The organism is Pantoea sp. M_10 (assembly GCF_008631515.1).
Lineage (GTDB): Bacteria > Pseudomonadota > Gammaproteobacteria > Enterobacterales > Enterobacteriaceae > Pantoea > Pantoea anthophila.
Window position 1 is genome coordinate 182,908 of sequence record NZ_VWUL01000002.1, and the last position, 25,993, is coordinate 208,900.

General features: G+C 56.1%; 23 protein-coding genes and 6 tRNA genes. 13 read left to right on the forward strand and 16 right to left on the reverse strand.

The features are described 5' to 3' along the window. Positions 1–52 precede the first annotated feature (52 nt). The 3 genes from cysM (at position 53) to F3I47_RS07755 (ending at position 3,112) form a co-directional block, all read left to right on the forward strand. A complete protein-coding gene (gene cysM / locus F3I47_RS07745; RefSeq protein ID WP_046102338.1) occupies positions 53–937 on the forward strand; it encodes a cysteine synthase CysM in 885 nt (294 codons plus the stop codon). Between the two features lie 166 nt (positions 938–1,103). Further along, the gene (locus F3I47_RS07750; RefSeq protein ID WP_150028924.1) at positions 1,104–1,784 is read left to right on the forward strand and encodes a response regulator transcription factor; all 681 of its coding nucleotides are present in this window, start codon (positions 1,104–1,106) and stop codon (positions 1,782–1,784) included. Further along, the gene (locus F3I47_RS07755; protein WP_150028923.1) at positions 1,781–3,112 is read left to right on the forward strand and encodes an ATP-binding protein; all 1,332 of its coding nucleotides are present in this window, start codon (positions 1,781–1,783) and stop codon (positions 3,110–3,112) included. The genes F3I47_RS07750 and F3I47_RS07755 overlap by 4 nt, the downstream gene beginning before the upstream one ends. A gap of 62 nt (positions 3,113–3,174) precedes the next feature. On the opposite strand, the gene crr is transcribed toward F3I47_RS07755, so the two are convergent. The 5 genes from crr to cysZ all read right to left on the reverse strand — a co-directional run bounded on the left by crr (position 3,175) and on the right by cysZ (position 8,129). Continuing rightward, positions 3,175–3,675, reverse strand: a complete 501-nt coding sequence (gene crr, locus F3I47_RS07760; RefSeq protein ID WP_009088842.1) for a PTS glucose transporter subunit IIA — start codon at positions 3,673–3,675, stop codon at positions 3,175–3,177. Positions 3,676–3,717: 42 nt separating this feature from the next. Further along, positions 3,718–5,445 (reverse strand): phosphoenolpyruvate-protein phosphotransferase PtsI, encoded by a 1,728-nt coding sequence (gene ptsI / locus F3I47_RS07765; RefSeq protein WP_009088845.1) that lies wholly within the window; start codon positions 5,443–5,445, stop codon positions 3,718–3,720. A gap of 161 nt (positions 5,446–5,606) precedes the next feature. Then, the gene (ptsH, locus tag F3I47_RS07770; RefSeq protein WP_003848868.1) at positions 5,607–5,864 is read right to left on the reverse strand and encodes a phosphocarrier protein Hpr; all 258 of its coding nucleotides are present in this window, start codon (positions 5,862–5,864) and stop codon (positions 5,607–5,609) included. Between the two features lie 387 nt (positions 5,865–6,251). Further along, the gene (gene cysK / locus F3I47_RS07780) at positions 6,252–7,220 is read right to left on the reverse strand and encodes a cysteine synthase A (RefSeq protein WP_009088849.1); all 969 of its coding nucleotides are present in this window, start codon (positions 7,218–7,220) and stop codon (positions 6,252–6,254) included. 141 nt (positions 7,221–7,361) lie between these two features. After that, the gene (gene cysZ, locus F3I47_RS07785; protein WP_150028921.1) at positions 7,362–8,129 is read right to left on the reverse strand and encodes a sulfate transporter CysZ; all 768 of its coding nucleotides are present in this window, start codon (positions 8,127–8,129) and stop codon (positions 7,362–7,364) included. A 218-nt stretch (positions 8,130–8,347) separates the two neighbouring features. On the opposite strand from cysZ, the gene zipA reads away from it, so the two are divergent. From zipA to F3I47_RS07800, 3 genes are all read left to right on the forward strand, one after another. Further along, on the forward strand, positions 8,348–9,361 hold the full coding sequence (zipA, locus tag F3I47_RS07790) for a cell division protein ZipA (RefSeq protein WP_033736157.1): 1,014 nt from the start codon (positions 8,348–8,350) through the stop codon (positions 9,359–9,361). A gap of 75 nt (positions 9,362–9,436) precedes the next feature. Then, positions 9,437–11,455, forward strand: coding sequence for an NAD-dependent DNA ligase LigA (gene ligA / locus F3I47_RS07795; RefSeq protein WP_150028920.1), 2,019 nt, complete (start codon positions 9,437–9,439; stop codon positions 11,453–11,455). 1 nt (position 11,456) lies between these two features. Next, positions 11,457–11,675, forward strand: a complete 219-nt coding sequence (locus tag F3I47_RS07800) for a DUF3820 family protein (RefSeq protein ID WP_009088854.1) — start codon at positions 11,457–11,459, stop codon at positions 11,673–11,675. Positions 11,676–11,703: 28 nt separating this feature from the next. Here F3I47_RS07800 and F3I47_RS07805 read toward each other — a convergent pair whose 3' ends face one another. Beyond that, positions 11,704–12,714, reverse strand: coding sequence for a bile acid:sodium symporter family protein (locus F3I47_RS07805; protein ID WP_111208557.1), 1,011 nt, complete (start codon positions 12,712–12,714; stop codon positions 11,704–11,706). Between the two features lie 95 nt (positions 12,715–12,809). Between F3I47_RS07805 and F3I47_RS07810 the strand changes: the two genes are divergently transcribed. Continuing rightward, positions 12,810–13,730 (forward strand): LysR family transcriptional regulator, encoded by a 921-nt coding sequence (locus F3I47_RS07810; RefSeq protein WP_058957427.1) that lies wholly within the window; start codon positions 12,810–12,812, stop codon positions 13,728–13,730. Here F3I47_RS07810 and F3I47_RS07815 read toward each other — a convergent pair. The 5 genes from F3I47_RS07815 to F3I47_RS07835 all read right to left on the reverse strand — a co-directional run bounded on the left by F3I47_RS07815 (position 13,727) and on the right by F3I47_RS07835 (position 14,696). Beyond that, entirely contained in the window at positions 13,727–14,080 is a 354-nt protein-coding gene (locus tag F3I47_RS07815) for a FlxA-like family protein (protein ID WP_150028985.1), read from the reverse strand. The genes F3I47_RS07810 and F3I47_RS07815 overlap by 4 nt on opposite strands. Positions 14,081–14,314: 234 nt before the next feature. Continuing rightward, positions 14,315–14,390: transfer RNA gene (locus F3I47_RS07820), tRNA-Lys, on the reverse strand. A gap of 4 nt (positions 14,391–14,394) precedes the next feature. Next, a tRNA-Val gene (locus F3I47_RS07825) sits at positions 14,395–14,470 on the reverse strand. A gap of 34 nt (positions 14,471–14,504) precedes the next feature. Beyond that, a tRNA-Val gene (locus tag F3I47_RS07830) sits at positions 14,505–14,580 on the reverse strand. A gap of 40 nt (positions 14,581–14,620) precedes the next feature. Further along, positions 14,621–14,696, reverse strand: a tRNA-Val gene (locus tag F3I47_RS07835). A gap of 271 nt (positions 14,697–14,967) precedes the next feature. Here F3I47_RS07835 and gltX point away from each other — a divergent pair. Continuing rightward, positions 14,968–16,383 carry a glutamate--tRNA ligase gene (gene gltX, locus F3I47_RS07840; RefSeq protein ID WP_150028919.1) on the forward strand — a complete coding sequence of 472 codons (1,416 nt, stop codon included), beginning with the start codon at positions 14,968–14,970 and terminating at the stop codon, positions 16,381–16,383. A gap of 35 nt (positions 16,384–16,418) precedes the next feature. Here gltX and F3I47_RS07845 read toward each other — a convergent pair whose 3' ends face one another. Both F3I47_RS07845 and F3I47_RS07850 read right to left on the reverse strand, forming a co-directional pair. Then, positions 16,419–16,772: a YfeC-like transcriptional regulator gene (locus F3I47_RS07845; protein WP_009088863.1), complete on the reverse strand. Its 354-nt coding sequence runs from the start codon at positions 16,770–16,772 to the stop codon at positions 16,419–16,421. 111 nt (positions 16,773–16,883) lie between these two features. Then, on the reverse strand, positions 16,884–17,672 hold the full coding sequence (locus F3I47_RS07850) for a formate/nitrite transporter family protein (protein WP_009088865.1): 789 nt from the start codon (positions 17,670–17,672) through the stop codon (positions 16,884–16,886). A gap of 360 nt (positions 17,673–18,032) precedes the next feature. Between F3I47_RS07850 and F3I47_RS07855 the strand changes: the two genes are divergently transcribed. Then, positions 18,033–18,108: transfer RNA gene (locus tag F3I47_RS07855), tRNA-Ala, on the forward strand. Between the two features lie 44 nt (positions 18,109–18,152). After that, positions 18,153–18,228 (forward strand) — tRNA-Ala (locus F3I47_RS07860). A 300-nt stretch (positions 18,229–18,528) separates the two neighbouring features. Here F3I47_RS07860 and F3I47_RS07865 read toward each other — a convergent pair. Next, positions 18,529–19,719: a NupC/NupG family nucleoside CNT transporter gene (locus F3I47_RS07865; protein ID WP_009088868.1), complete on the reverse strand. Its 1,191-nt coding sequence runs from the start codon at positions 19,717–19,719 to the stop codon at positions 18,529–18,531. Between the two features lie 369 nt (positions 19,720–20,088). On the opposite strand from F3I47_RS07865, the gene F3I47_RS07870 reads away from it, so the two are divergent. Continuing rightward, a complete protein-coding gene (locus F3I47_RS07870; RefSeq protein WP_009088870.1) occupies positions 20,089–21,330 on the forward strand; it encodes an Nramp family divalent metal transporter in 1,242 nt (413 codons plus the stop codon). Between the two features lie 45 nt (positions 21,331–21,375). Here F3I47_RS07870 and F3I47_RS07875 read toward each other — a convergent pair whose 3' ends face one another. Next, on the reverse strand, positions 21,376–21,780 hold the full coding sequence (locus F3I47_RS07875) for a DUF2502 domain-containing protein (RefSeq protein ID WP_009088875.1): 405 nt from the start codon (positions 21,778–21,780) through the stop codon (positions 21,376–21,378). Between the two features lie 170 nt (positions 21,781–21,950). Further along, positions 21,951–22,940 carry an L-glyceraldehyde 3-phosphate reductase gene (mgrA, locus tag F3I47_RS07880; RefSeq protein WP_150028918.1) on the reverse strand — a complete coding sequence of 330 codons (990 nt, stop codon included), beginning with the start codon at positions 22,938–22,940 and terminating at the stop codon, positions 21,951–21,953. 219 nt (positions 22,941–23,159) lie between these two features. Between mgrA and ipdC the strand changes: the two genes are divergently transcribed. Both ipdC and glk read left to right on the forward strand, forming a co-directional pair. Next, positions 23,160–24,812, forward strand: a complete 1,653-nt coding sequence (gene ipdC, locus F3I47_RS07885) for an indolepyruvate decarboxylase (protein WP_150028917.1) — start codon at positions 23,160–23,162, stop codon at positions 24,810–24,812. A gap of 160 nt (positions 24,813–24,972) precedes the next feature. Further along, positions 24,973–25,938 carry a glucokinase gene (gene glk / locus F3I47_RS07890; RefSeq protein WP_009088878.1) on the forward strand — a complete coding sequence of 322 codons (966 nt, stop codon included), beginning with the start codon at positions 24,973–24,975 and terminating at the stop codon, positions 25,936–25,938. Positions 25,939–25,993: the final 55 nt, after the last annotated feature.

Sequence of the window (25,993 nt, forward strand, 5' to 3'; positions counted from 1 at the left end):
TGACTCCCGCCTTTTTTTTGCCTTCTGTTTGCATTAAGCCAGGAACCTTACCGTGACGACTCTCGAAAATACCATCGGCAATACCCCGCTGGTCAGGTTACAGCGCCTGACACCCGCTAACGGCAGTGAGGTCTGGCTTAAGCTGGAAGGCAACAATCCGGCGGGTTCGGTCAAGGATCGTGCGGCCTGGTCGATGATCAATCAGGCGGAGCTGCGCGGGGATATCACCCCCGGCGATCAGCTGATCGAAGCCACCAGTGGCAACACCGGCATTGCGCTGGCGATGATCGCCGCGATGAAAGGCTACCGTATGCGCCTGCTGATGCCGGACAACATGAGTCAGGAGCGGCAGGATGCGATGCGTGCCTATGGGGCAGAGCTGATACTGGTGCCGCGCGAGCAGGGAATGGAAGGGGCGCGCGATCTGGCGCAGGCGATGGCGGCACGCGGCGAGGGCCGGGTGCTGGATCAGTTCAACAATCCCGATAATCCGCTGGGCCACTATCAGACCACCGGCCCGGAGCTGTGGCAGCAATCGAATCAGCGTATGACCCATTTTGTCTCCAGTATGGGCACCACCGGCACGATCACCGGCGTGGGACGCTACCTGAAAGAGCACAACACCGGCGTGCAGGTCATTGGCTTACAGCCCAGCGAGGGCAGCAGCATTCCGGGCATCCGTCGCTGGCCACTGGCCTATCTGCCGGGGATCTACCGTCCCAATCTGGTGGATGACGTCATCGATATGACGCAGAAGGAAGCGGAGGAGACCATGCGGGCGCTGGCACGCCGTGAGGGCATCTTCTGTGGCGTCAGTTCAGGCGGCGCGGTGGCGGGTGCACTGCGCATCGCCGAGGCAAATCCGGGAAGCGTGGTGGTGGCGATCGCCTGCGATCGCGGCGATCGTTATCTCTCGACCGGTCTCTATCACCCGTAACCGCTGTGGATGCGAAACCTGGCCTGTGAAGCGTCTGCTGCTCACAGGCCTTTTTTTTGCCCGGTTTACTGTGCCAGCGAGTGTGAATCTGTAAGGATCACGTAAATCAGGCTGCGCCGATCGGCCGCACAGGTGAAAATAGCGCCCGTTCTCCGGAGAAATGACCATGAAAATTCTGCTTGTAGATGATGATGTAGAGCTGGGCACGATGTTAAGCCAGTACCTGATTGCGGAAGGCTTCGATGCTCAGCTGGTGCTGACCGGCAGCGCCGGGATTCAGGGCGCGCTCTCCGGCCAGTTCACCGCGATGATCCTGGACATCATGCTGCCCGACATGAGTGGCATTGACGTTCTGCGCCAGGTGCGTCAGAACAGCCGCATACCGGTGATTATGCTGACCGCCAAAGGCGATAACATTGACCGCGTAATCGGTCTGGAGATGGGGGCCGATGACTATATGCCCAAGCCCTGCTATCCGCGCGAGCTGGTGGCGCGTCTGCGGGCGGTGCTGCGGCGTTTCGAAGAGCAGGCTCCGCAGCCGGATAGCCAGGAGCCGCTGCGCTGGGGGGGGCTGACCCTCAATCCCGCCACCCGTATCAGTGAATGGCAGGAGAAAGCCTTCGATCTCACCGCCTCGGAATTTAATCTGCTGGAACTGCTGATGCGCGCTCCGGACAGGGTGGTCTCAAAAGATGAGCTGTCGGAGAAGGGGCTTGGTCGCCCGCGCGAGGCGTATGATCGCAGCGTCGATGTGCATATCAGCAACATCCGTCAGAAGCTCAGTGCCTTAACCGCTGACAGCATCACGATCGAAACCGTTCGCAGTATCGGTTATCGCATTCGATGAGGCACTACCGTGGACGCCTGTTCTGGAAGATCTTTATCGGCTTCTGGATCGTCTTTGTCATTATCAGTCAGCTTATCTGGCTCGGCTTTTCGCTCTCCGGTAGACGACACGAGCCGCCTGAACTGGTGGCGGTCCGTCGCGTGGCCGATCTGCAACTCACCTCGGCGGCGACGGTGCTGGCGCAGAACGGGCCTGAGGCGCTGAACGCGATGCTGTCGGGCTGGGACGAACGTGACCGGCAGTTTTTCCACATCCTGCCACAGGCGCAACCGTCGGCTGCACAGGCTAACCCGGATGGGGAGGCGCATCGGCCCGCCGAAAGTAAACGCTGGGTGCGCGGCGCTGATGGAAAAGGGTATCAGCTGCGCTATGACATTGATGGCATGCGAAAAGAGAGCATGATGAACAGCATGCCGCGCAGATTCCTCAATATCCCTGAGCCGATGTTTGTCTTCGCCGGTTCGGTAGGATTACTCTTCAGCCTGCTGCTTGCCTGGAATCTGACGCGACCTATGCGTCAGCTGCGCGAAGGGTTCTCCCGGGTCGCAGAGGGCGATTTAAGCGTACGGCTTTTTCCGGTGATGCGTAAACGGCATGATGAGATTTCTGATGTCGCCCGGGCCTTTGATACCATGGCTGAGCGGCTGGAGACCCTGGTCCGCGCGCGAGAAGAGCTGCTGCACGATATCTCACACGAGCTGCGTTCACCGCTGGCGCGCCTGCAGCTGGCGACCGGGCTGGCCAGACAGACGCCAGAAAATGTGCATAGTTCGCTCGATCGTATCGACGAAGAGGCGCGCCGGCTGGATAAGATGATCGGTGAACTGCTGACGCTGTCGCGGGCTGAGCATGAAAGTATTCCGGATGAGCAGTACTTTGACCTCACCGGCCTGCTGGAGGCGGTGATCACCGATGTCCGCTATGAAGCGCAGCTCCCCGGTGTGCAGGTGGCGTTTCAGGTGGACGATCGGGCCGACTACACCGTGCGTGGCAATGCCGAACTGATACGGCGCGCCACCGAAAATGTGTTACGCAACGCGCTGCGCTTTTCCCTGCCAGGCCAGCGGATCGAGGTTGAAGTGCGCACCGCGCAGCAGTGGCTGGAAATTCAGGTGCGCGATCAGGGGCCGGGTGTCGATGAAGAGAAACTCTCCAGCATCTTTGACCCGTTTGTGCGGGTCAACTCACCGCTGATGGGAAAGGGCTATGGCCTTGGGCTGGCGATCGTCCGCAAAGTGGTGCTGGCGCATCAGGGCGAAGTCGAGGCACGGAACCGGCCGGAAGGAGGGCTGGAACTGACGCTGCGACTGCCGCACTGGCCCTCCTGAGAAGCGCGGAGAGCAGAAACGAAAACGGCACCCGAAGGTGCCGTCAGAGCAGGAACGAAGCCTTACTTTCTGATGCGAATCACCGGCGTTTCGCCGACGGTGACCTGGCCAGAGAGCTTAATCAGTTCCTTGATCTCATCCATGTTGGAGATAACAACCGGAGTCAGGGTTGATTTCGCTTTCTCTTCCAGCAATGGCAGATCGAACTCGATAACGACGTCGCCTTTTTTGACCTTCTGGCCTTCTTCAGCGATGCGTTTGAAACCTTCACCTTTCAGTTCAACCGTATCGATACCGAAATGCACAAACAGCTCAATGCCGTTGTCCGATTCGATTGAAAAAGCATGGTTGGTTTCAAAAATCTTACCGATAGTGCCATCCACCGGCGCAACCATTTTGTTGCCAGTCGGTTTGATCGCGATACCGTCGCCCACGATTTTTTCTGCAAACACCACATCTGGTACGTCTTCAATATTCACAATTTCGCCTGACAGAGGCGCTACGATATCGATTGTCCCAGCGCTATCCGTTTTTTCGCCAAAAAGTTTAGAAAACAAACCCATGATCTTCTCCTAAGCAGTAATTTGGGGCCAGCATCATGCAGATTAGCAGAGCGTTTTTTCTTTAATGAACTTGTTCACCAGGTTCATTAAATCTTCCGCTGTCGGTTGAGCCAGTGCCTGCTCTGCCAATGCCTTCGCATCTTCAAAATTAGTATTACGAATGATTTTCTTGATGCCAGGGATAGAAATGGCACTCATGCTGAACTCGTCCAGCCCCATTCCCAGTAACAGTAGTGTAGCACGTTCATCACCTGCCAGCTCACCACACATGCCGGTCCATTTACCTTCAGCGTGAGATGCATCAATGACTTGCTTAATTAAGTTAAGCACAGACGGCGTCATTGGATTGTACAGGTGCGAAATCAAATCGTTACCACGATCGACCGCCAGAGTATACTGCGTCAGGTCGTTTGTCCCAATACTGAAGAAGTCGACTTCTTTCGCCAGATGACGTGCAATCACCGCTGACGCCGGGGTTTCCACCATAATACCGACTTCGATGGACTCGTCGAACGCTTTGCCTTCTTCACGCAGCTGCGCTTTCAGCAGTTCCAGTTCCGCTTTCAGCGAACGCACTTCTTCAACGGAAATGATCATCGGGAACATGATGCGCAGTTTGCCGAAGGAGGAGGCGCGCAGGATAGCACGCAGCTGCGCATGCAGAATCTCTTTGCGGTCCATGGCGATACGGATAGCGCGCCAGCCGAGGAAAGGGTTTTCCTCTTTCGGCAGGTTCATGTAAGGCAGATCTTTGTCACCGCCGATATCCATGGTACGGACGATAACGGCCTGTGAACCCATGGCTTCAGCAACGGCTTTATACGCCTGGAACTGCTCTTCTTCGGTCGGCAGCGCATCGCGGTCCATGAACAGGAACTCGGTGCGGTAAAGACCCACGCCTTCTGCGCCGTTGCGCTCTGCGCCGGCGACGTCGCGCACGGTGCCGATGTTGGCACAGACTTCAACCTGATGACCATCCAGCGTGACCGCAGGCAGGTCTTTCAGCTTGGCTAATTCGTGTTTTTCCGACAGATACTGGTTCTGTACGGCTTTCAGCTCTTCCTGAACGGCGTCAGAAGGATTGACGTGAATCGCGTTGTTCACACCATCCAGAATCAGGAAGTCGCCGTTTTTAACCGTGACGGTGACATTGCCGGTGCCGACAATGGCTGGGATCTCCAGCGAGCGCGCCATGATTGAGGTATGTGAGGTACGGCCACCCAGATCGGTAATAAAGCCCAGCACCTTTTTCAGGTTTAGCTGTGCGGTTTCTGACGGCGTTAAATCTTTTGCTACCAGAATGGATTCATCCGGAATGGCGCTCAGGTCAACGATATGCAGACCGAGGATGTTTTGCAGCAGACGTTTACCGATGTCGCGCACGTCAGCTGCACGCTCTTTCAGATACTCATCATCTAACTCTTCCAGCGCTTTCGCCTGACCATCGATAACCGAGTCGACAGCAGCATCGGCAGAGGCGTGATCTTTTTTGATCAGGTCGATGATTTCCTGCTCCAGCTCTTCATCTTCCAGCAACATAATGTGGCCTTCGAAGATCGCAGCTTTCTCTTCACCGAGGGTTTCACCCGCTTTGACGCGAATCGCTTCCAGTTGCTGTGCCGCTTTACCGCGACCATCGAGGAAGCGCTGAACTTCCTGCTCAACCTGGTCATCAGAAATTTTTTTACGGTTGATGACGATCTCGTCTTCTTTCAGCAGCAGTGCTTTGCCGAAAGCGATACCTGGTGATGCTAAAATGCCTGAAATCATAACGCTACCTTTTAATCACGATGGCTGATGGGACTCTTTGCGGTGCCATTGTCGCGGGACACGTACTCTACGAAAGCAATAACGCGGACAGATTGTCCGCGATCAAGATGTTTGCACTCAATGGCGCAGAGGAGTCGATTGGCTGGAGAGCTGAGCGGAGATTACTCCAGTTCAGCCATCAGTTTGACCAGATGCTCAACTGCTTTCTGTTCGTCTTCGCCTTCTGCTGACAGGGTCACAACGGTTCCCTGCGTTAAACCCAGTGTCTGCAGCTTGAACAGGCTCTTGGCGCTGGCAGATTTACCGTTAGAGGTCACAGTGATTTCTGACTGGAAAGCTTTGGCTTCTTTAACGAATTGCGCTGCTGGGCGAGTATGCAGACCGTTTGGTGCAGTAATGGTAACTTCTTGCTGGAACATTCTATTTCCCCAACGTTATCAGAATGAGTGTTATGGATCTAAAGTCTAGCCTGGAGCCTTCACTTTAGCCTGTGTCGGTGCGCGGGTATAGCTTCATGCTGACCCAGGACGCGCATGCGTCAAATCGACATTCCGTTGCGTCGTAAAACCGATTCTACACGTCACCGGTTAATTATGCCGTGATTCGCCGTTTCACTGAATCCGTAAATCGATTCAGCTTGATCCACTTCAAACGCGGATTAATTTCAGGCATCGAAATAATTGGCAGTCTAAATACCAGAGCGGCGTCACTGAAATCAATCTGCCGGGTGGTGAAAGTGAGATCTGCGCCACAAAAAAGCACCCGGTCGGGTGCTTTTTGCGGCATTTTCAGACTTTCTGCCCCGACTACTGCAGCTCTTTTTCTGTAAAGAGATCGGCGAACAAAGCGGTACTCAGATAGCGTTCACCTGAGGAGGGGAGAATCACCACGATATTCTTGTTGGCGAAGGTTTCCTCTTCCTGCAACTTCAGTGCGGCGGCGACTGCAGCACCGGAGGAGATACCGGCCAGAATGCCTTCCTGCTCCATCAGCAGACGCGCGGTGCTGATCGCTTCCTCATTCGTGATAGCCACAACCCGATCAACCAGATTCAGCTCAAGGTTGCCCGGAATAAAGCCTGCGCCGATCCCCTGAATTTTGTGAGGGCCAGGTTTGATCTCCGCTCCTGCCAAGGCCTGAGCAATGACCGGCGAATCGGTTGGCTCCACCGCGACGGTGATCAGATCTTTTTTGCCTTTGGTGTTCTTGATGTAGCGGCTCACGCCGGTCAGCGTACCGCCGGTGCCGACACCAGCAATAAAGACATCCACTTCGCCGTCGGTATCTTCCCAGATTTCCGGGCCGGTGGTCTTTTCATGGATCTCCGGGTTAGCCGGGTTGCTGAACTGCTGCAGCAGGACATATTTATCCGGGTCGCTTGCAACAATCTCTTCAGCTTTGCCGATAGCCCCTTTCATGCCTTTGGCACCTTCAGTCAGGACCAGATTCGCGCCCAGCGCTTTCAGCAGCTTACGACGCTCAACGGACATCGTCTCAGGCATGGTCAGGGTCAGTTTATAACCGCGCGCGGCGGCCACATAGGCGAGGGCAATCCCGGTATTGCCGCTGGTCGGTTCAACCAGTTCAATACCCGGTTTCAGAATACCGCGTTTCTCTGCGTCCCAAATCATATTGGCACCGATACGGCATTTTACGCTGAAGCTCGGGTTACGGGATTCAACTTTCGCAAGGATGCGGCCGTTACCGATGCGGTTCAGTCGAACCAATGGCGTATGACCAATTGTCAAAGAGTTGTCTTCGTAGATCTTACTCATAGCCTGTCCTTAACTGTATGAATTATTGGGAACCCTATGAGCATACCTGTTCTGCCTGGGGGCGGAAGGAAAGAAATCGCATATCTATATGTCACCCGGCAATAAGCCTTGTTAAAAAGAGCATAAGGCGCGCTGATATGTTCAGCGCACTTCCTGCCGTGCCAGTTGCTGCCGATAGCGATCGACCCACATCGCTGTGGCCCCGCAGACGGCCACCGGCATGATGACCAGGTTCAGCACCGGGATCATGGTAAACAGACTGGTAAGCGCACCAAACTGCATATTGGCGGTTTTATGCCGACGCAGGGCGTTACGCATCTGCTGAAAAGGCACTTTGTGATTATCGAAGGGGTAGTCGCAATACTGGATCGCGAGCATCCAGGCGCTGAACAGGAACCACAGCACGGGCGCAACCGTCTGGCCGAAACCCGGGATAAAGTAGAGCAGCAGCAGTCCCACCGCACGTGGCAGGTAGTAGCCCAGCTTTTGCAGCTCGCGCTTCATGATGCGCGGCACATCTTTGATCAGACCCGCCCAGCCGCTGTCAGGCAGCGGTTTACCGGTCAGGCGTCCCTCAAGCTGCTCGGCCAGCAAACCGCAAAACGGTGCGGCGATAAGGTTAGCGAGGGTGGAAAAGAAGTAGCTGAAGACCAGCACAATCGCAATCACCGACAGTGGCCATAACAGATAGCTGAGCCACTGCAGCCAGTCCGGAATCGTGGCCATCAGCCGCGGGATCCAGTCACCCAGACGATAGAAAAGCCAGATGAATGCGCCACCCAGCATCAGAATGTTGATCAGCAGCGGCATGACCACAAAGCGACGAATGCCAGGCAGACGCATCAGTTTCCAGCCCTGGCTGAAGTAGTGTATGCCGTTAAAATCTGAGACGGACTTCTCAAGGGCCATATAGGCAATTCTCCTGAAGGTAATAGGGCGGGCCCACTATAACCTGGCTTTTTCCCCAGGCCAGGTGCCGTTTGGGTAAAAAAACAGCGAAAAAGCGTGGGTTGCCTATCTTATTTGTTAGAAAATAGTGCACAGACTTGCACTTGTGTAGCAGGGCAAATACAGTTAGAGGATAAAGTTTGCCGCGGTGGCAAGGTATTGGAACAACAGAGAATACAATGATGCAGGATTTGCGTCTGATATTAATCGTTGTTGGCGCGATCGCCATAATAGCGCTCCTTCTTCACGGACTGTGGACCAGCCGTAAAGAGCGTTCGTCAGTGTTCCGCGATCGCCCGCACAAACGTCTGAAACAACGTGATGAACATGATGAGCCGGACCTGATCGACGACGAAGATGATGGCGTCGGCGAGGTTCGTGTTCGCGCTGAGCGCAGCAACCATCAGGAACCGCGTTTCGATGATATTCGCGAATCCCAGCCGGTTGCGCCGCGTAAGCCCGCGCCTGCTGAGCCTGTACGTCAGCCTGCGCCACGACCTGCTCCGCAAGCCGAACCGGAAAGCGATCCGCTTTTCAGCCCCGCACCGCAGCCTGCTCCTCAGCCGCGTCCGGAACCGGCTCGTCAGCAGCAACAGCCTGCGCCTGCTTTTGTCGCACCGCCTGTGCAGGCCGATCCGCTGCTGGATCTGGACCCGCTGGAATCGGTGCAGCCTGCACCGCAGTACCAGGCTGAACCTGAGCCGCAGCCTGAAATCACTCAGGCGCCGGAACCGACTCCCGTTCCGCCGTCTGCACCTGCCGCACCGGCAGAGAAGCCGAAAGAAGCCGTGCTGGTTCTGCACGTTGCCGCACACTCGGGTGGCGAACTCAATGGTGAGGCTCTCCTTCAGGGGATTCTGCAGGCGGGCTTCCAGTTTGGTGAGATGAACATCTTCCATCGCCATCTCAGTCCGGCAGGCAGTGGTCCGGTCCTGTTCAGTCTGGCCAATATGGTCAAGCCTGGCTCGTTTAACCCTGACCTGATGACAGATTTCAGCACGCCGGGTATCTCTATCTTTATGATGGTGCCTTCCTATGGCGATGCGAATCAGAACTTCAAGCTGATGCTGCAGTCGGCACAGCGCATCGCTGATGATGTTGGCGGCGTAGTGCTGGATGATGAACGTCGCATGATGACGCCGCAGAAGCTGGAAACTTACAAGGCGCGTATTCGCGATGTGGTCGGTGTCTGACCACGGCGCAAACCGCTATCTGAACTGTTAAAACAAACCCCCGCATGTCGGGGGTTTTTTATCTGATGGGGCTTTATGAAATCCGTCCAGGATCACATCACCGAACTGCGCACTACGTTGCGTCATCACGAATACCTCTATCACGTCATGGATGCACCGGAAGTGCCGGATGCCGAATATGATCGCCTGATGCGTGAACTGCGCCAGCTGGAAGCGGATCATCCCGATCTGATTACGCCGGACTCACCAACCCAGCGCGTCGGCGCTGCGCCGCTGACGGTGTTTGAACAGGTTCGCCATGAAGTCCCGATGCTGTCGCTGGATAACGCCTTTGATGAAGCGACCTTTATGGCCTTCAACAAGCGGGTGCGCGATCGGCTGAAAAGCAGTGAAGAGATTACCTACTGCTGTGAACTTAAACTCGATGGCTTAGCGGTCAGCCTGATGTATGAAAACGGGCTGCTGGTTCAGGCCGCCACGCGGGGAGACGGCACCACCGGCGAGAATATTACCGCCAACGTGCGCACCATTCGCGCTATTCCGCTGCGTCTTAAAGGTGACAACATTCCGGCGCGGCTGGAAGTGCGTGGCGAAGTCTTTATGACGCAGCGCGGCTTCGAAAAGCTGAATGAGGAAGCGCGCCGCACGGACGGCAAAGTCTTTGCTAACCCGCGCAACGCAGCGGCAGGTTCGCTGCGTCAGCTTGATCCGCGCATCACTGCAAAACGTCCGCTGACCTTCTTCTGCTACGGTTTCGGCCTGCTGGAAGGCGGCGAGATGCCGCACAGTCACATGGCACGCCTGCAGCAGTTCAAAGCCTGGGGGCTGCCGGTCAGCGACCGCATTAAGCTGGTGCATAATGCGGAAGAGGCACTGGCTTTTTATCACGACGTTGAGCAACAACGCCCCAATCTCGGATTTGATATCGATGGCGTGGTCATCAAAGTCGATTCACAGGCGCTGCAGGAACAGCTGGGCTTTGTGGCGCGTGCGCCGCGCTGGGCGATAGCCTTTAAATTCCCGGCGCAGGAGCAGCTGACCTGGGTGCGGGATGTCGAGTTCCAGGTTGGCCGGACCGGGGCAATCACTCCTGTCGCCCGCCTGGAGCCGGTGCAGGTAGCGGGAGTGATTGTCAGCAACGCCACGCTGCATAACGCCGATGAAATCGCGCGGCTGGGACTGCGCATCGGGGACCGGGTCGTGATTCGCCGTGCAGGCGATGTGATCCCGCAGGTCGTGAATGTGGTCACCGCTGAACGTCCTGAAGAGACGCGTGAAGTGGTGTTTCCTGCTCACTGCCCGGTCTGTGGTTCTGAGGTGGAACGGGTCGAAGGTGAATCGGTCACGCGCTGCACCGGCGGTCTGATTTGCGGCGCGCAGCGAAAAGAGGCGCTGAAGCATTTTGTCTCGCGCCGGGCGCTCGATGTCGACGGCATGGGCGATAAGATTATCGACCAGCTGGTGGAGAAAGAGTATGTCTTGACCCCCGCCGATCTCTTCCGTCTCACGGCGGGTAAGCTGACGGGGCTGGATCGCATGGGGCCAAAATCGGCGCAGAACGTAGTGGATGCGCTGGAAAAAGCGAAGTCGACGACGCTGGCACGCTTCCTCTATGCACTGGGGATCCGTGAAGTGGGCGAAGCCACCGCCGCCAATCTGGCAAACCACTTTGGTGAGCTACAGAAGGTGATGGATGCCGATCTGGATGCGCTGATTGCCGTGCCGGATGTGGGTAAGGTCGTCGCCGCGCACGTTCGCAACTTTATGGAAGAGGAGAGCAACCGCGAGGTCATCCGCCAGCTGACGGACGATATTGGTGTTCACTGGCCGGCTGTTGTGGTGGTGAAAGCCGAAGAGATTGACAGTCCGTTTGCCGGGAAAACCGTGGTGCTGACCGGTTCGCTGTCGCAGATGAACCGCGACGATGCCAAAGCACAGCTGATCGCGCTGGGAGCTAAAGTCAGCGGCAGCGTGTCGAAGAAAACGGATCTGCTGATTGCCGGTGAAGCGGCGGGTTCCAAGCTGGCGAAAGCGCAGGAGCTGGGCATTGAGGTGATCGATGAAGCTGAAATGATCCGTCTGCTGGGTGCCTGAGATGGATAAGCATCAGCTGGTGGCGATAGCGAACACGGCGATGCCGTTTGGGAAATATAAAGGGCGGATGCTGATCGATCTGCCTGAACCCTACCTGCTGTGGTTTGCCCGCAGTGGCGACTTCCCCTCCGGCCAGCTGGGTGACCTGATGCAGCTCACGCTGACGATAAAAATCGAAGGTCTGGAGGGGCTGGTGAAGCCGCTTCAGACCCGGAAATAACGTGGCCCGCACAGGCGGGCCATGCAGACTATTTCTGCGACTCCATCACGGAGGTTTTCACCTCTAAAGCCTGCTTTTTCTCACCGCTCTTCTTATAGCGTCCGGCGATGAACGAACAGACCATCAGCTGAACCTGATGGAAGATCATCAGAGGCAGCACGATAATCCCCACGGTACTGGCCGGGAACAGGATATTTGCCATCGGTACCCCATTCGCCAGACTCTTCTTCGATCCACAAAACAGCACCACAATCTCATCGGCGCGTTTGAAGCGGAACAGGCGCGAAGCCAGCAGGTTGATAATCAGCACGGTGGCCAGCAGCAGAATGGAGCCTGCCACAATCCAGAGCAGGGTAATCACGCCCACGCGATGCCAGATGCCGTTCACCACCGCCTCACTGAAGGCACTGTAGACCACCAGCAGAATCGAGGTCTGGTCAGTTTTGCCAATCAGGCTGCGGTGCTTTTCAACCCAGCCGCCGATCCAGCGGCGTGAAAGATGGCCCAGTATGAACGGCACCATCAGCTGCAGCATAATCTTACCGATCTGCTCCAGACCGTCAGTCGGCGCGCTGCTGTGGATATCCATCACCACATTCACCAGCAACGGGGAGATGAAGACCCCCAGCAGGCTGGATGCCGAGGCGCTGCACACGGCGGCGGCGACGTTACCGCCGGCCATCGAGGTAAATGCGATGGCGGACTGCACGGTGGCAGGCAGGATACAGAGATAGATAAAGCCGGTATAAATTTCCGGACCGACATCAACCGGATGCCACCAGACCAGCAGCATGCCCAGCGCCGGAAAGAGCACAAAGGTGCTGAACATGATCCAGAGATGCAGCTGCCAGTGGCTGCTTCCCGCAATGATCTTCTCCCGCGACAGCTTGGCACCGTGCATAAAGAACAGCAGTGCGATAGCCGCGGTGGCGAGGTAGCTGAAGATATCGACGTAGATCCCTCTGGCAGGCAGGAAGGTGGCCAGCAGCACGGTGATGATGAGCTTAACCATCATCGGATCAAGTTTTAAAAATCCCATTGTTAAAATCCGGTAAATTTTTCAATAGGCCGATTGTGCGGGAATCATTTTTAGAAATAAAATTGATTTATTGCATTAATCTATGAGCGTAATCGATGAATTATACCCTGCGGCAATTGCGGACTTTCATTGCGGTGGCACATTATGGTGGATTCAGTCAGGCGGGGCAGGCGATAGGCCTGAGCCAGTCGGCGGTGAGTCACAGCATCAAAGAGCTGGAGGCGGAAACCGGCGTGCGGCTGCTGGATCGCACCACGCGCGAGGTGATGCTGACCGAGGCAGGAAAACAGCTGGCATCCCGCATGGAACGTCTGCTGGAGGAGATTAATACCACGCTGCTGGATATCCGCAGTTTTGGCGAACAGCGCAGCGGCACCGTGCGGGTGGCAGCCAGCCAGACGATTTCCGCGCATCTGATGCCTCAGTGTCTGGCGGCCAGCCAGCAGCACTTCCCCGACATTAAAGTGATACTGCACGACCGCGCGCAGCAGTGGGTGCTGCAAAGTGTGCGAAACGCCGAAGTCGATTTTGGCATCGTAATCGGGCCGCTGCGCGACAGCGATTTTGACACGATTGCCATTCTGGATGAGCCTTTCTTACTGTTGTGCCGGGATGATGATCCGCTGGCGCGGGTGGACAGGGCGGAATGGTCGATGCTGGATGGGCGCACGCTGGTGTTGCAGGATTATGCATCCGGCAGTCGGGTACTGATTGATGCAGCCATGCAGCAGCAGAATATTCAGGCAGAGGTGGTGCAGGAGATTGGTCATCCTGCCACGCTGTTTCCGATGGTGCAGGTAGGGATTGGTATCAGTATTCTGCCCGCGCTGGCATTACCCCTGCCGGCGGATCGCGCGCTCACCGTGCGGCGGCTTTATCCCGAGATCAATCGAAGTCTGACCCTCATTAAACGCAAAAACCGCTCACTGACGCCCGCCGCCGAAGCCATCTGGCAGGAGGTGCGCCAGCAGGCGGCGCTGCTGGCGCAACAGCGGGCCATTACGCCCGCGTTTTAGATATAGACATCGACATTATTTTTGTCAGTCGGGCGGTTAATCCCGTTCGCCTTGCTTTCACTGACCGGGTTAACACTGTCGCTTTTCTGCTGCGCCTTTTCGGCCTGCTCAGCCTGCTTCTTTTGCAGCTGAGCAATCTGCGCTTCCAGCATGGTGATCTGCGACTGGTACATCTGCGCTATTTTAGATTTCTGGTCTTCGTCAAGATCGTGGTTGTCGGCCAGCTCTTTGATTTTTTTCATCACGCTCTGAATCTGTTTATTCAGTGCGGCGATCTGCGAGGCGATACTGCCGCCGCCGCTGTCACCTCCACCTGGCATAACTTTTAAAACTCCGGCTATCGAGGACATCATTTTCTCCCTGTAGTTCGTCTATAAGGTTATCGGCGCAGGCAGGAATAACTGAAGTGTCAAAAAGAGCAGGGGAGTAAAAAAGCAGATTCTTCTTCTGAAAGCCCCTTTCTGAGGGGAGTCGTCATTCAGGCTTAGCCTGGCGCAGTAAAATAAACGTGGTACTCAGGCAGCCAGAATAAGTGAAGGGGGGCTGAAACGAAAAAAGCGCCTGAAAGGCGCTTTTCTCTGAATTGGTGGGTCGTGCAGGATTCGAACCTGCGACCAATTGATTAAAAGTCAACTGCTCTACCAACTGAGCTAACGACCCGAAGTGGTGGGTGATGACGGGTTCGAACCGCCGACCCCCTCCTTGTAAGGGAGATGCTCTACCAACTGAGCTAATCACCCACTTCGTACTTCAGTAATGCTAACAGGCAAGATATGGTGGGTGATGACGGGTTCGAACCGCCGACCCCCTCCTTGTAAGGGAGATGCTCTACCAACTGAGCTAATCACCCATATCTTCATACCTGTTCACTGCGGGCACCCTGTTAAGAGTGGTGGGTGATGACGGGTTCGAACCGCCGACCCCCTCCTTGTAAGGGAGATGCTCTACCAACTGAGCTAATCACCCCCGCTGTGTGGAGTCGCATTATAGGGATAGTTGATTTTGAGTCAACGCTTTTTAAAACATAAATGTTCGTTCGGTTTATTTTTAAACATCCTGTCGCGCTTTTAGCCAATATGCTGGTTTTACTGGCAGAAAAGCGTCTTTTCGCGGCCGGCAACCGGCTGGCATCCATTGAGGATTCATGGGCAGATGCTAGAATGTGCCCACTGTTTTTCGCGTCTAACCTGTTTTTTGTCATCCAGACAACGAACCCGCGCATCTAAGGCAATACTCAATGAAAATCAAAACACGCTTCGCGCCCAGCCCGACCGGCTACTTACATGTCGGTGGCGCTCGTACCGCACTTTACTCCTGGCTTTTTGCCCGTCACAACCAGGGCGAGTTTGTGCTGCGCATCGAAGACACCGATCTGGAGCGCTCCACGCCGGAAGCCATTGAAGCCATCATGGATGGGATGAACTGGCTGAGCCTCGACTGGAATGAAGGCCCTTACTACCAGACTAAACGTTTTGATCGCTACAACGCGGTCATTGATGAAATGCTGGAAGCGGGCACCGCCTATAAATGCTACTGCTCTAAAGAGCGTCTGGAAGCGCTGCGTGAAGCGCAGATGGCCAATAATGAAAAGCCGCGTTATGACGGCCGCTGCCGTGACAGCCATGGACATCATGCCGATGATGAGCCCTGCGTCGTGCGCTTCCGCAATCCGCAGGAAGGCTCGGTCATCTTTGACGACCAAATCCGTGGCCCGATTGAGTTCAGCAACCAGGAGCTGGATGACCTGATCATCCGTCGTACCGACGGGTCGCCAACTTACAACTTCTGCGTCGTCGTGGATGACTGGGATATGGGTATCACCCACGTTATTCGCGGTGAAGACCACATCAACAACACGCCACGCCAGATCAACATCCTTAAAGCGATTGGTGCACAGGTTCCGGTCTATGCGCACGTTTCGATGATCTTGGGCGATGACGGTAAAAAACTCTCTAAACGTCACGGTGCGGTAGGGGTTATGCAGTATCGTGATGATGGCTACCTGCCGGAAGCGCTGCTGAACTACCTGGTGCGTCTTGGCTGGTCACACGGCGATCAGGAAATTTTCAGCGTAGCTGAAATGACCGAGCTGTTTACCCTGGATGCGGTCAGCAAGTCTGCCAGTGCGTTCAACACTGAGAAACTGCAGTGGCTGAACCATCACTATATTAACGCGCTGCCGCCAGAATATGTGGCGACTCATCTGCAGTGGCATATTGAACAGCAGAACATTGATACCCGCACCGGCCCGGAACTGGCGAAGCTGGTTGGCCTGCTGGGCGAACGCTGCAAGACGCTGAAAGAGATGGCGGAATCGTGCCGCTACTTCTATGAAGACTTTGCCGAATTTGATGCGGATGCCGCGAAGAAACATCTTCGTCCGGTGGCGCGTCAGCCGCTGGAAGTGGTGCGCGATAAGCTGGCCGCAATCGCTGAGTGGAACGCTGAAAACGTGCATCAGGCTATTCAGAGTACGGCAGATGAGCTGGAAGTCGGGATGGGCAAAGTCGGCATGCCGCTGCGTGTTGCGGTGACCGGTGCTGGTCAGTCTCCGGGTCTGGATGTCACCGTGGAAGCAATCGGCCGCAGCCGCAGCGTGGCGCGCATTGAGCAGGCTCTGGCCTTTATCAGTGAGCGGGAAGCGCAGGCTTAATTCACACAGCCGGAAGCATCACGCTTCCGGTTTCTTTACTCCTGGCTGATGCCCAGTCGCTGCAGAACGCCTTTTATCCCTTCACGTAAGATTAACGCAGTGAACTGATCCTGCTCTTCCTGACTCATTTGCTGGACGGAACTTATTAATAACGCAGGTAACGAATTGGCTGCGGCACCGTAGGTTGCCACCGGTTCGTGGAGATTGCGGGTAGACTGTATAAAACTTTTCACACGCTCATCAATATGGATGAGACGCGCTTTGCCGCCTTGCACACCGGGCTTCGGTGTCGTCGTCCAGTTCTCACGCTTAATCCATTTATTCACCGTTTGCCGACTGTAACCCGTTTCTGCAGCCAGCTCTTCGGGAGTAAGCCATTCCTTTTTCACGATGCTATCCCTGTTAAATACATTAGCGGTACATATTACAGCAAAACCTAACGCGTGAAAGTAACTGAAGCAGAAATTGCCTTTTGTCGCTCGACAAAAGGCAAAAGAGGATTATTGCGGGTTGCTGGCAGGTTCAGCGGCAGGACGGAAGGCAAGGAAGTAGGCCAGGCCGACGAAGACGGCGCCCCCTACGGCATTGCCTGCGAAGACGGCAACGAAGTTGGGGAAGTATTCCGCCCAGCTCAGCTGACCGGCAAAAATGGCGGCCGGAATAATGAACATGTTCGCGACGACGTGCTGGAAGCCGATGGCCACAAACGCCATGATCGGGAACCACATGCCAAAGATTTTGCCCACCACATCTTTACTGGCAAACGCCAGCCAGACCGCCAGGCAGACCAGCCAGTTGCAGCCGATGCCGGAAATGAAGGCGTGCAGGAAATCGGCGTGAACTTTTGCCGAGGCGATGGCTACGGTCTTCTTCAGATAATCGCCTTCGGTCATGCCCAGGATGTGGCCAAAGAACCAGGCGACAGCCACGCTGCCGAGGAAGTTAGCCAGGGTTACCCAGAACCAGTTGCGCGCCACGCTCATAAAGCTGATGCGGCGGGCGAACCAGGCGACAGGCAGGGTCATCATATTACCGGTCAGCAGCTCACCACCGGCCAGTACCGTCAGAATCAACCCGACCGGGAAAACGGCTGCGCCGAGCAGGCCGCCAAAGGAACCCCAGTCTGCAGGCAGGGAGTTAATGACATGAAGATCCAGCAGGAAGCCGGTCGCGATAAACGCGCCCGCCAAAAAGCCGAGAATCAGAAGGATGCTGACAGGCACACGGCTTTTAGCCACGCCTGCCTGGATCGCCAGTTGTGCGATTTCTTTAGGTGTATGCAGCGACATAGTATCTCAGTAGTTTTTTTATGAATAATGGGACGATAAACGCCTGGTGGACGCGCGGCGCGCGGGAGAGGGTCCCGGCATCCGCTAAATTAGCGGGCTAAGTTTTGCATGCGTAAAAGATGAAGACAAGAAAATTCCTATAACATATTTAACCATGAATTAACCTGACCTCAGGGTAAATAACAGCCATTGTCCCCGTATGAGGTCAGCGTCACGGTTTTCCGCTGCGCCATGCTGCTGAAACTTCGCAGGTTGCCGCCTTTTTCAGCGATCAAACCGAGAATGTGATTTTGCCGTTGACACCCTGAGGGCGGTTTCATATTATGCCGTCCGTCGCTTAACACGACAGTTTTTCGGTTCGGGGCTATAGCTCAGCTGGGAGAGCGCCTGCATGGCATGCAGGAGGTCAGCGGTTCGATCCCGCTTAGCTCCACCAAACTTCTTCCCAAAAGTTTGGTACTGAAAAACGATTCCAGATGTGGGGGTATAGCTCAGCTGGGAGAGCGCTTGCATGGCATGCAAGAGGTCAGCGGTTCGATCCCGCTTATCTCCACCATTTTCTGACACATCGCTGTCAACATCCTTTCTGTAGTACGCATTCTTCGCCTTTTCTGCGAGTCTCACTTCCTGTTGCTGTTTCTCCCGCTTTGCCCTCGTTAACGCTTTCAGCCATCAGGGTTGCTCTGCGCCAAGCTACTGTCCCGGACACGCTGCGCGGCCTCTGTACGGCGGTTAAACGAAGAGAACAGGCCTGAGCAGGCAGGCGGAAGGCGAGCGAAGGGGATAAGCTAAAGCGATGCAGGGAAGAGAAGGGTAAGGCAGAAGAGAAGGGCGAGACCGGCTCGCCCTCTGAAACTTAAAACGCCAGCACCAGCCCGGCGATAGCGGCGGAGAGCACGCTGACCAGCGTAGAGCCGTACAGCAGCTTCAGGCCAAAGCGGGAGACCACGTTGCCCTGCTCTTCGTTCAGACCTTTAATCGCACCGGCCACGATGCCGATGGATGAGAAGTTAGCAAACGACACCAGGAACACCGACAGGATACCTTCTGAGTTTGGCGACAGCTGACCCGCAATTTTCTGCAGATCCATCATGGCAACAAACTCATTGGAGACCAGCTTGGTCGCCATGATACTGCCAACCTGCAACGCTTCACCGGACGGCACGCCCATCATCCACGCAAACGGATAGAAGACAAAGCCAAGCACGCCCTGGAAGGTGACGCCGAAGATGAGGTCAAACAGCGCATTCAGGCCTGAAATCAGCGCGATAAAACCAATCAGCATAGCCGCAACGATAATCGCGACGCGGAACCCCGCCAGAATATATTCACCCAGCATCTCAAAGAAGCTCTGACCCTTGTGCAGATCCTGCAACTGGAGGTCTTCTTCGTTCTCAACGCGATAAGGGTTTATCAGCGACAGCACAATGAAGGTGCTGAACATGTTGAGCACCAGCGCCGCGACCACATACTTTGGCTGCAGCATGGTCATGTAGGCACCGACGATAGACATCGAGACGGTCGACATCGCGGTTGCTGCCATAGTGTACATGCGGCGGTTAGACATCTTGCCGAGGATATCTTTATAGGCAATGAAGTTTTCTGACTGTCCCAGAATCAGAGAACTCACGGCGTTGAAAGATTCCAGTTTTCCCATGCCGTTCACTTTCGACAGCACGGTGCCGATACCGCGAATCACCCACGGCAGGATACGGAAATGCTGCAGAATGCCGATCAGCGCCGAGATAAAGACGATAGGGCAGAGGACGTTCAGGAAGAAGAAGGCCAGACCTTTGTCGTTCATGTTGCCAAAGACAAAGTTGGTTCCCTGGGCAGCATACTTCAGCAGATGGTCAAAGAAGCCTGCGAAACCTTTAACGAAGCCCAGTCCCGCTTCTGAGTTCAGGAAGAACCAGGCGAGGACTATTTCAATCACAAGAAGCTGTATGATGTAGCGGATGCGAATGCTTTTACGATCGTGACTGACCAGCAGGGAGAGTATCCCGACCACCACCAGTGCCAGAATAAACTGCAAAATATGGGACATAGTTGCTCCAAATTTGAGGAGGATTGTATTTTGCTGCGTATTCTATGTAACGCGTTACTTAAAAACGAGATCTGAACCACAATATAAGTATTCGCTATCGCTATATTTTCCAGAAAAGTTTCCGTGATCACGTCCTGTTTACAAATCATTTACCTCTTATAACCACATAATTATTGTCTATATTTTACACAGAGCGTAAAGTGACATGCTTGCTCACATTTTTAGCAGTCACTTCCTTTGCTGTAATGTATAGCAATGGCTATACTTTATAGCAGTATCTATTACACCGATAACAATAAACGAATTTCACTTGCTCATGCCAACCCCTAAGCTGCCGGGGCAGGCACATGTTCAGACAGGGTACCGGATATGTTTGAAAGTCGTACCGCCGAGCGCGCCGCTCGCGGAGTCAGAAAAGTCAAACTCGCACTGCTGGGGCCCGCTTTTATCGCCGCTATCGGCTATATCGATCCGGGCAACTTTGCGACCAATATTCAGGCGGGCGCCGCTTACGGCTATAAGCTGCTGTGGGTCGTGGTGTGGGCAAACGTCATGGCCATGCTGATCCAGCTGATGTCCGCCAAGCTGGGTATCGCCACGGGTAAAAACCTCGCTGAACATATCCGCGATCGTTTTCCCCGGCCCGCCGTCTGGTTCTACTGGGTGCAGGCGGAAATTATCGCGATGGCGACCGACCTGGCGGAGTTTATCGGGGCCGCGCTGGGGTTCAAACTGCTGCTCGGCATCTCGCTGATGCAGGGCGCAGTGTTGACCGGTGTCGCCACGTTCCTGATCCTGATGCTGCAGAGCCGGGGGCAAAAGCCGCTGGAGCTGGTGATAGGAGGACTGCTGCTGTTTGTGGCGGCGGCCTATATCGTCGAACTCTTCTTCTCTCAGCCTGACGTCAAAGAGCTGGTGACCGGGATGGCACTGCCCGCGCTGCCGACATCCGATGCCGTCTTCCTGGCGGCCGGTGTGCTGGGCGCCACCATCATGCCGCACGTTATCTATCTGCACTCAGCCCTGACGCAGGGTAAAAGTGAGGACAGCAAAAGTCAGCGTTACTCCTCGACCAAGCTGGACGTGGCCATTGCGATGACGATTGCCGGATTCGTCAATCTGGCGATGATGGCGACCGCGGCAGCCGCCTTTCACTTCAGCGGTCACAGTAAAATTGCGGAACTCGATCAGGCCTACCTGACGCTGCAACCGCTGCTGGGTCAGGCAGCGGCGACGGTCTTCGGTCTGAGTCTGGTCGCCGCGGGATTATCCTCGACCGTGGTGGGCACCCTGGCGGGCCAGGTGGTGATGCAGGGCTTTATCCGCTTCCATATTCCGCTCTGGTTACGCCGCACCATCACCATGCTGCCCTCGTTTATTGTCATCGCGGCAGGCTGGGACCCAACCCGGGTTCTGGTGATGAGTCAGGTGCTGCTGAGTTTCGGAATTGCACTGGCGCTGATCCCGCTGCTGGCTTTTACCGGCAATCGCGAGCTGATGGGGGAGGATATGGTTAACTCCCGCCTGATGCAGAACACCGGCCGCCTGATTGTGCTGCTGGTGATTACGCTGAACCTCTATTTGCTGGTGGGAGAGGCGCTGGGGCTGTAACGCGCCTGACTGACAAAAAACGCCCGGTTATGCCGGGCGTTTTGTTTAGTGACGATCGTGGCCGTGCGGGCCCGGTCCGTGAGGCCCGAACCCATGCGGCCCCGGACCACGACGGTCATGATGATCCCAGTCACGATCGCGGCGATGCTGATGTTCCCAGCGACGCTCACGGTCGCGCTCATGCCAGCGACGTTCACGCTCCCACTGCTGATGACGCCGCCACTCTTCGTGGCGCCACCAGCGGCGTTCATTATAAGAATAACGATCGTTCCACCAGCGCGGTTCACGCCAGCGACCGCCATCCCAGTAGTAGCCACGGCGATCGCGGTCACCCAGGTTCAGGGTTACGCCGGGGGCCAGTGTAATTGAGGCTCCAGAGGCTTGGGCGGTCTGGTGTGCCAGTGGCGACAACAGGGCCAGCAGGGCAGCAAATATCAGGGCTCTTTTCATTTTTTTCTCCTCATCAACAGTCTGATGCTGTTGCGGCGCAGTCTGTGCCTGCGGATTGCTGTTGTTACCGTATCATTGTGTCGGAAGATTGTGAGGAAATTGGGGAGAGAAAGGGGATTGAGACAATTCTGGCCCTGAAACTGCCCGGTGAGCACCGGGCAGGGCAGGGATCACATCAGGGCCGCGTCAATGGCTGCCAGCTCGTCATCGCTGAATTCACGGCGGGCCAGCATCGCCACGGCATCATCAATCTGCGCCGTTTTACTGGCACCAATCAGTACCGATGTGACGCGCTCATCGCGCAGCACCCACGCCAGCGCCATCTGCGCCAGCTTCTGCCCGCGCTGCTGCGCCAGGGTATTCAGCCTGCGCACCCGCGCCATTTTCTCCTCCGTCAGCTGGTTCTCATCCAGGAAGCGGCTGCCGCTGGCCACACGCGAATCGGCCGGGATGCCCTGCAGATAGCGATCGGTGAGGACACCACCCGCCAGTGGGGAAAAGGCGATACAGCCGACGCCCGCCTCGCCGAGCGTCTGAATAAGTCCCTGCTCCGGTGTGCGTTCAAACATCGAATAGCGCGGCTGGTGGATCAGACAGGGCGTGCCGAGATCGCGCAGGATCGCTATCGCGTCAGCCGCGAGCCCGGCCGGATAGTTCGAGAGGGCGGCGTAGAGCGCTTTGCCCTGACGCACCACATGATCCAGCGCGCGCATTGTCTCCTCCAGCGGGGTGTCCGGATCGGGGCGGTGATGATAGAAAATATCCACATACTCCAGCCCCATACGTTTCAGGCTCTGGTCCAGACTGGCGACCAGATACTTACGCGATCCCCAGTCGCCATAAGGCCCCTGCCACATGGTGTAACCCGCTTTAGTGGAGATAATCAGCTCATCGCGATGCGCCCGAAAATCTTCCCGCAGAAGCCGGCCGAAGTTCTCCTCTGCCGAGCCGGGCGGCGGACCATAGTTATTCGCTAAGTCGAAGTGCGTAATGCCACGGTCAAAGGCATGGCGCAGCAGTTCACGGCTGTTATCGACGCGGGTGCTGTCACCAAAGTTATGCCACAGCCCCAGCGAAATGGCGGGCAGCTTAATGCCGCTGCGGCCGCTGCGCCGGTATTCCATCTGCTGATAACGGTCGGGATGGGGGAAAGAGGACATTCAGCGCTCCTGAGTAAAAACGGGAAGATGTGCCAAAAGTCTATCAGTGTATACGGTTACACTCAGTGGCAATGCGCACCAGTTCGCAATTTTACAGAATATTCCGCCAGCGTAACGCCCGCTTTCCGCACATTGCGGCGGCTGAAAACCACCCCTTTTCTCGCTAATTTCAACGGCTGTCAGATACTTAAGCCGACTCTTCCCTGAAAGGAATGCGCGATGTCTACATTTACCGTTGGCGATTACCTGCTAAGCCGTCTGCAGGAGATTGGTATAGAGCATCTGTTTGGTGTGCCGGGCGACTATAACCTCCAGTTTCTTGATCGGGTCATTGCCCATCCCACCCTGAGCTGGGTAGGGTGCGCCAATGAACTTAACGCAGCCTATGCGGCGGATGGTTATGCGCGCTGCAACGGCGCAGGGGTACTACTGACGACCTTTGGTGTCGGCGAGCTGAGCGCAATCAACGGCGTCGCAGGCAGCTATGCTGAATATCTGCCGGTCATTCACATCGTGGGTGCGCCTGCGACAGGCGCACAGTCGCAGGGCGACTGCGTTCACCATTCGCTGGGCGATGGCGATTTTCAGCATTTCATTCGCATGGCCGGGGAGGTCAGCGCCGCAACCGCCCGGCTTACCGCGGACAACGCCACGGCTGAGATTGACCGGGTGATAACCCATGCGCTGCAGGCACGTCGTCCGGGTTATCTTTCGCTGGCGGTTGACGTCGCGGCGACGGAAGTCCCGCCACCCGCCCGGCCGCTGATTATCCGGCAAACCTCTTCGCCCGACGTCCGCCGTGCTTTCCGCGCTGCGGCGGAGCGGATGCTGGCTTCGGCGCAGCGCGTGTCACTGCTGGCGGATTTCCTTGCGCTGCGCTGGCAGCAGCAGGCGGCACTGGCCGCGCTGCGTGAACAGCGTGCGATACCCTGCGCCACGCTGCTGATGGGTAAAGGCGTACTGGATGAACAGCAGCCGGGTTACGTCGGCACCTATGCCGGTGAGGCGAGCGCCGGACAGGTGCGTGAACAGATTGAGCAGGTGGACGTGGCGATCTGCGTCGGCGTCCGTTTTACCGATACGATCACCGCGGGCTTCACGCAGCAGTTCGTCCCGGAGAAATGTATTGATCTGCAGCCGCACAGCGCCCGCGCAGGCTCGGAACAGTTTGCCCCGCTGTCGATGGCCGATGCGTTAAGCGAACTCCAGTCGCTGTTCGCGCAATATGGGCAGCAGTGGCAGAGTGGCGACACGCCCACCGTCGCGCAGCCCGAAGCGCCAGCGGCGATCATCAGTCAGCAGGCGTTCTGGCAGGCCATGCAGTCATTCCTGCAACCCGGCGACCTGATTCTGGCCGAACAGGGGACGGCAGCCTTTGGTGCAGCGGCCCTGCGACTGCCTTCACAGGCACAGCTGGTGGTGCAGCCATTGTGGGGTTCAATCGGCTATACTCTTCCGGCAGCCTTTGGCGCGCAGACGGCCGCGCCGGATCGCCGGGTTATCCTGATCATCGGTGACGGCTCGGCACAGCTGACCATTCAGGAACTGGGCTCAATGCTGCGCGACCAACAGTCGCTGATTATCTTTCTGCTGAATAATGAAGGTTATACCGTAGAAAGAGCGATTCACGGCGCAACTCAACGTTATAATGATATTGCACAGTGGAACTGGACCGCCTTACCGCACGCTTTCAGCCTGCAGGGCCAGGCGCAGAGCTGGCGCATCAGTGAAACGGTGCAGTTAAACGAGGTGATGGCGCGGCTCTCACGGCCTCAATGGCTGTCGCTGGTTGAGGTGGTGATGCCGAAAGATGATCTGCCGCCGCTGTTACGAAAAGTCACGGCCTGCCTGAATCAACGCAACGGCGGCTAAGATTCAGATAGTTGCCGCTGTGCAGGGTTGACTATCGCGGTTAGGCTGTAGCACACCTGAGTAAGACGCTCACCAATCGCACCGGTGAGCGTTGTTGTTTTATGGGCAGAATTTTATAGTGTCCTCCAACTCTTAAGACCCCAAGCGGAGCAACAGAAGAATGACAACCTATGCCTTGGTCGGCGATGTCGGCGGGACTAACGCGCGCCTCGCCCTGTGTGAGGTGGAAAGCGGCAGCATCTCCCAGGCCAAAACATTCTCAACATCAGACTACGACAGCCTCGAAGCTGTCATCCGCCACTATCTTGATGAACAACAGCAGGATGTTAAAGATGGCTGTATTGCCATTGCCTGCCCGATTACCGATGACTGGGTTGAAATGACCAACCATGACTGGGCGTTTTCGACGCGCAAGCTCAAAGAGAACATCGGTTTTGAACACCTGGAAATCATTAACGACTTCACGGCAGTCTCAATGGCGATCCCGATGCTGACCGCTGACAACGTGATTCAGTTCGGCGGAACTGAACCGGTAAAAGATAAACCTATCGCGATTTATGGTGCCGGTACAGGGTTAGGCGTCAGCCATCTGGTGCATGTGGACAAGCGCTGGGTAAGCCTGCCGGGCGAGGGCGGCCATGTCGATCTGGCGGCCAACAGCGAAGAAGAAGATCAGATTCTGGAAGTGCTGCGCGAAGAGCTCGGCCATGTTTCCGCCGAGCGCGTGCTGTCGGGTGCCGGTCTGGTTAACCTCTATCGCGCGATTGTTAAAGTGGACAAGCGCGTGCCGGAGAACCTGAAGCCGAAAGATGTCAGCCAGCGTGCGCTGGATGACAGCTGCACCGACTGCCGTCGTGCGCTGTCGATGTTCTGCGTCATCATGGGCCGTTTTGGCGGCAATCTGGCGCTGAATCTCGGCACCTTCGGGGGCGTCTACATCGCAGGGGGCATCGTGCCTCGCTTCCTGGAGTTCTTTAAGGCGTCCGGGTTCCGGGCTGCCTTCGAAGACAAAGGGCGTTTCCGCGACTATGTGGCCAGCATCCCGGTCTATATGATTACGCACGATCAGCCTGGCCTGCTGGGCGCGGGCGCGCATCTGCGTCAGACCCTGGGTCGCGAAATCTGATCCGGCTTCCGCTCGTGCACGGCATCTGACTGTGCGCGAGCGGGTTCCCGACTTG

Coding starts and splice junctions, on each gene's coding strand:
- F3I47_RS07750 (WP_150028924.1), top strand. CDS start 1,104: ATGAAAATTCTGCTTGTAGATGATGATGTAGAGCTGGGCACGATGTTA.
- F3I47_RS07755 (WP_150028923.1), top strand. CDS start 1,781: ATGAGGCACTACCGTGGACGCCTGTTCTGGAAGATCTTTATCGGCTTC.
- crr (WP_009088842.1), bottom strand. CDS start 3,675: ATGGGTTTGTTTTCTAAACTTTTTGGCGAAAAAACGGATAGCGCTGGG.
- ptsI (WP_009088845.1), bottom strand. CDS start 5,445: ATGATTTCAGGCATTTTAGCATCACCAGGTATCGCTTTCGGCAAAGCA.
- ptsH (WP_003848868.1), bottom strand. CDS start 5,864: ATGTTCCAGCAAGAAGTTACCATTACTGCACCAAACGGTCTGCATACT.
- cysK (WP_009088849.1), bottom strand. CDS start 7,220: ATGAGTAAGATCTACGAAGACAACTCTTTGACAATTGGTCATACGCCA.
- cysZ (WP_150028921.1), bottom strand. CDS start 8,129: ATGGCCCTTGAGAAGTCCGTCTCAGATTTTAACGGCATACACTACTTC.
- zipA (WP_033736157.1), top strand. CDS start 8,348: ATGATGCAGGATTTGCGTCTGATATTAATCGTTGTTGGCGCGATCGCC.
- ligA (WP_150028920.1), top strand. CDS start 9,437: ATGAAATCCGTCCAGGATCACATCACCGAACTGCGCACTACGTTGCGT.
- F3I47_RS07800 (WP_009088854.1), top strand. CDS start 11,457: ATGGATAAGCATCAGCTGGTGGCGATAGCGAACACGGCGATGCCGTTT.
- F3I47_RS07805 (WP_111208557.1), bottom strand. CDS start 12,714: ATGGGATTTTTAAAACTTGATCCGATGATGGTTAAGCTCATCATCACC.
- F3I47_RS07810 (WP_058957427.1), top strand. CDS start 12,810: ATGAATTATACCCTGCGGCAATTGCGGACTTTCATTGCGGTGGCACAT.
- F3I47_RS07815 (WP_150028985.1), bottom strand. CDS start 14,080: ATGTCCTCGATAGCCGGAGTTTTAAAAGTTATGCCAGGTGGAGGTGAC.
- gltX (WP_150028919.1), top strand. CDS start 14,968: ATGAAAATCAAAACACGCTTCGCGCCCAGCCCGACCGGCTACTTACAT.
- F3I47_RS07850 (WP_009088865.1), bottom strand. CDS start 17,672: ATGTCGCTGCATACACCTAAAGAAATCGCACAACTGGCGATCCAGGCA.
- F3I47_RS07865 (WP_009088868.1), bottom strand. CDS start 19,719: ATGTCCCATATTTTGCAGTTTATTCTGGCACTGGTGGTGGTCGGGATA.
- F3I47_RS07870 (WP_009088870.1), top strand. CDS start 20,089: ATGTTTGAAAGTCGTACCGCCGAGCGCGCCGCTCGCGGAGTCAGAAAA.
- F3I47_RS07875 (WP_009088875.1), bottom strand. CDS start 21,780: ATGAAAAGAGCCCTGATATTTGCTGCCCTGCTGGCCCTGTTGTCGCCA.
- mgrA (WP_150028918.1), bottom strand. CDS start 22,940: ATGTCCTCTTTCCCCCATCCCGACCGTTATCAGCAGATGGAATACCGG.
- ipdC (WP_150028917.1), top strand. CDS start 23,160: ATGTCTACATTTACCGTTGGCGATTACCTGCTAAGCCGTCTGCAGGAG.
- glk (WP_009088878.1), top strand. CDS start 24,973: ATGACAACCTATGCCTTGGTCGGCGATGTCGGCGGGACTAACGCGCGC.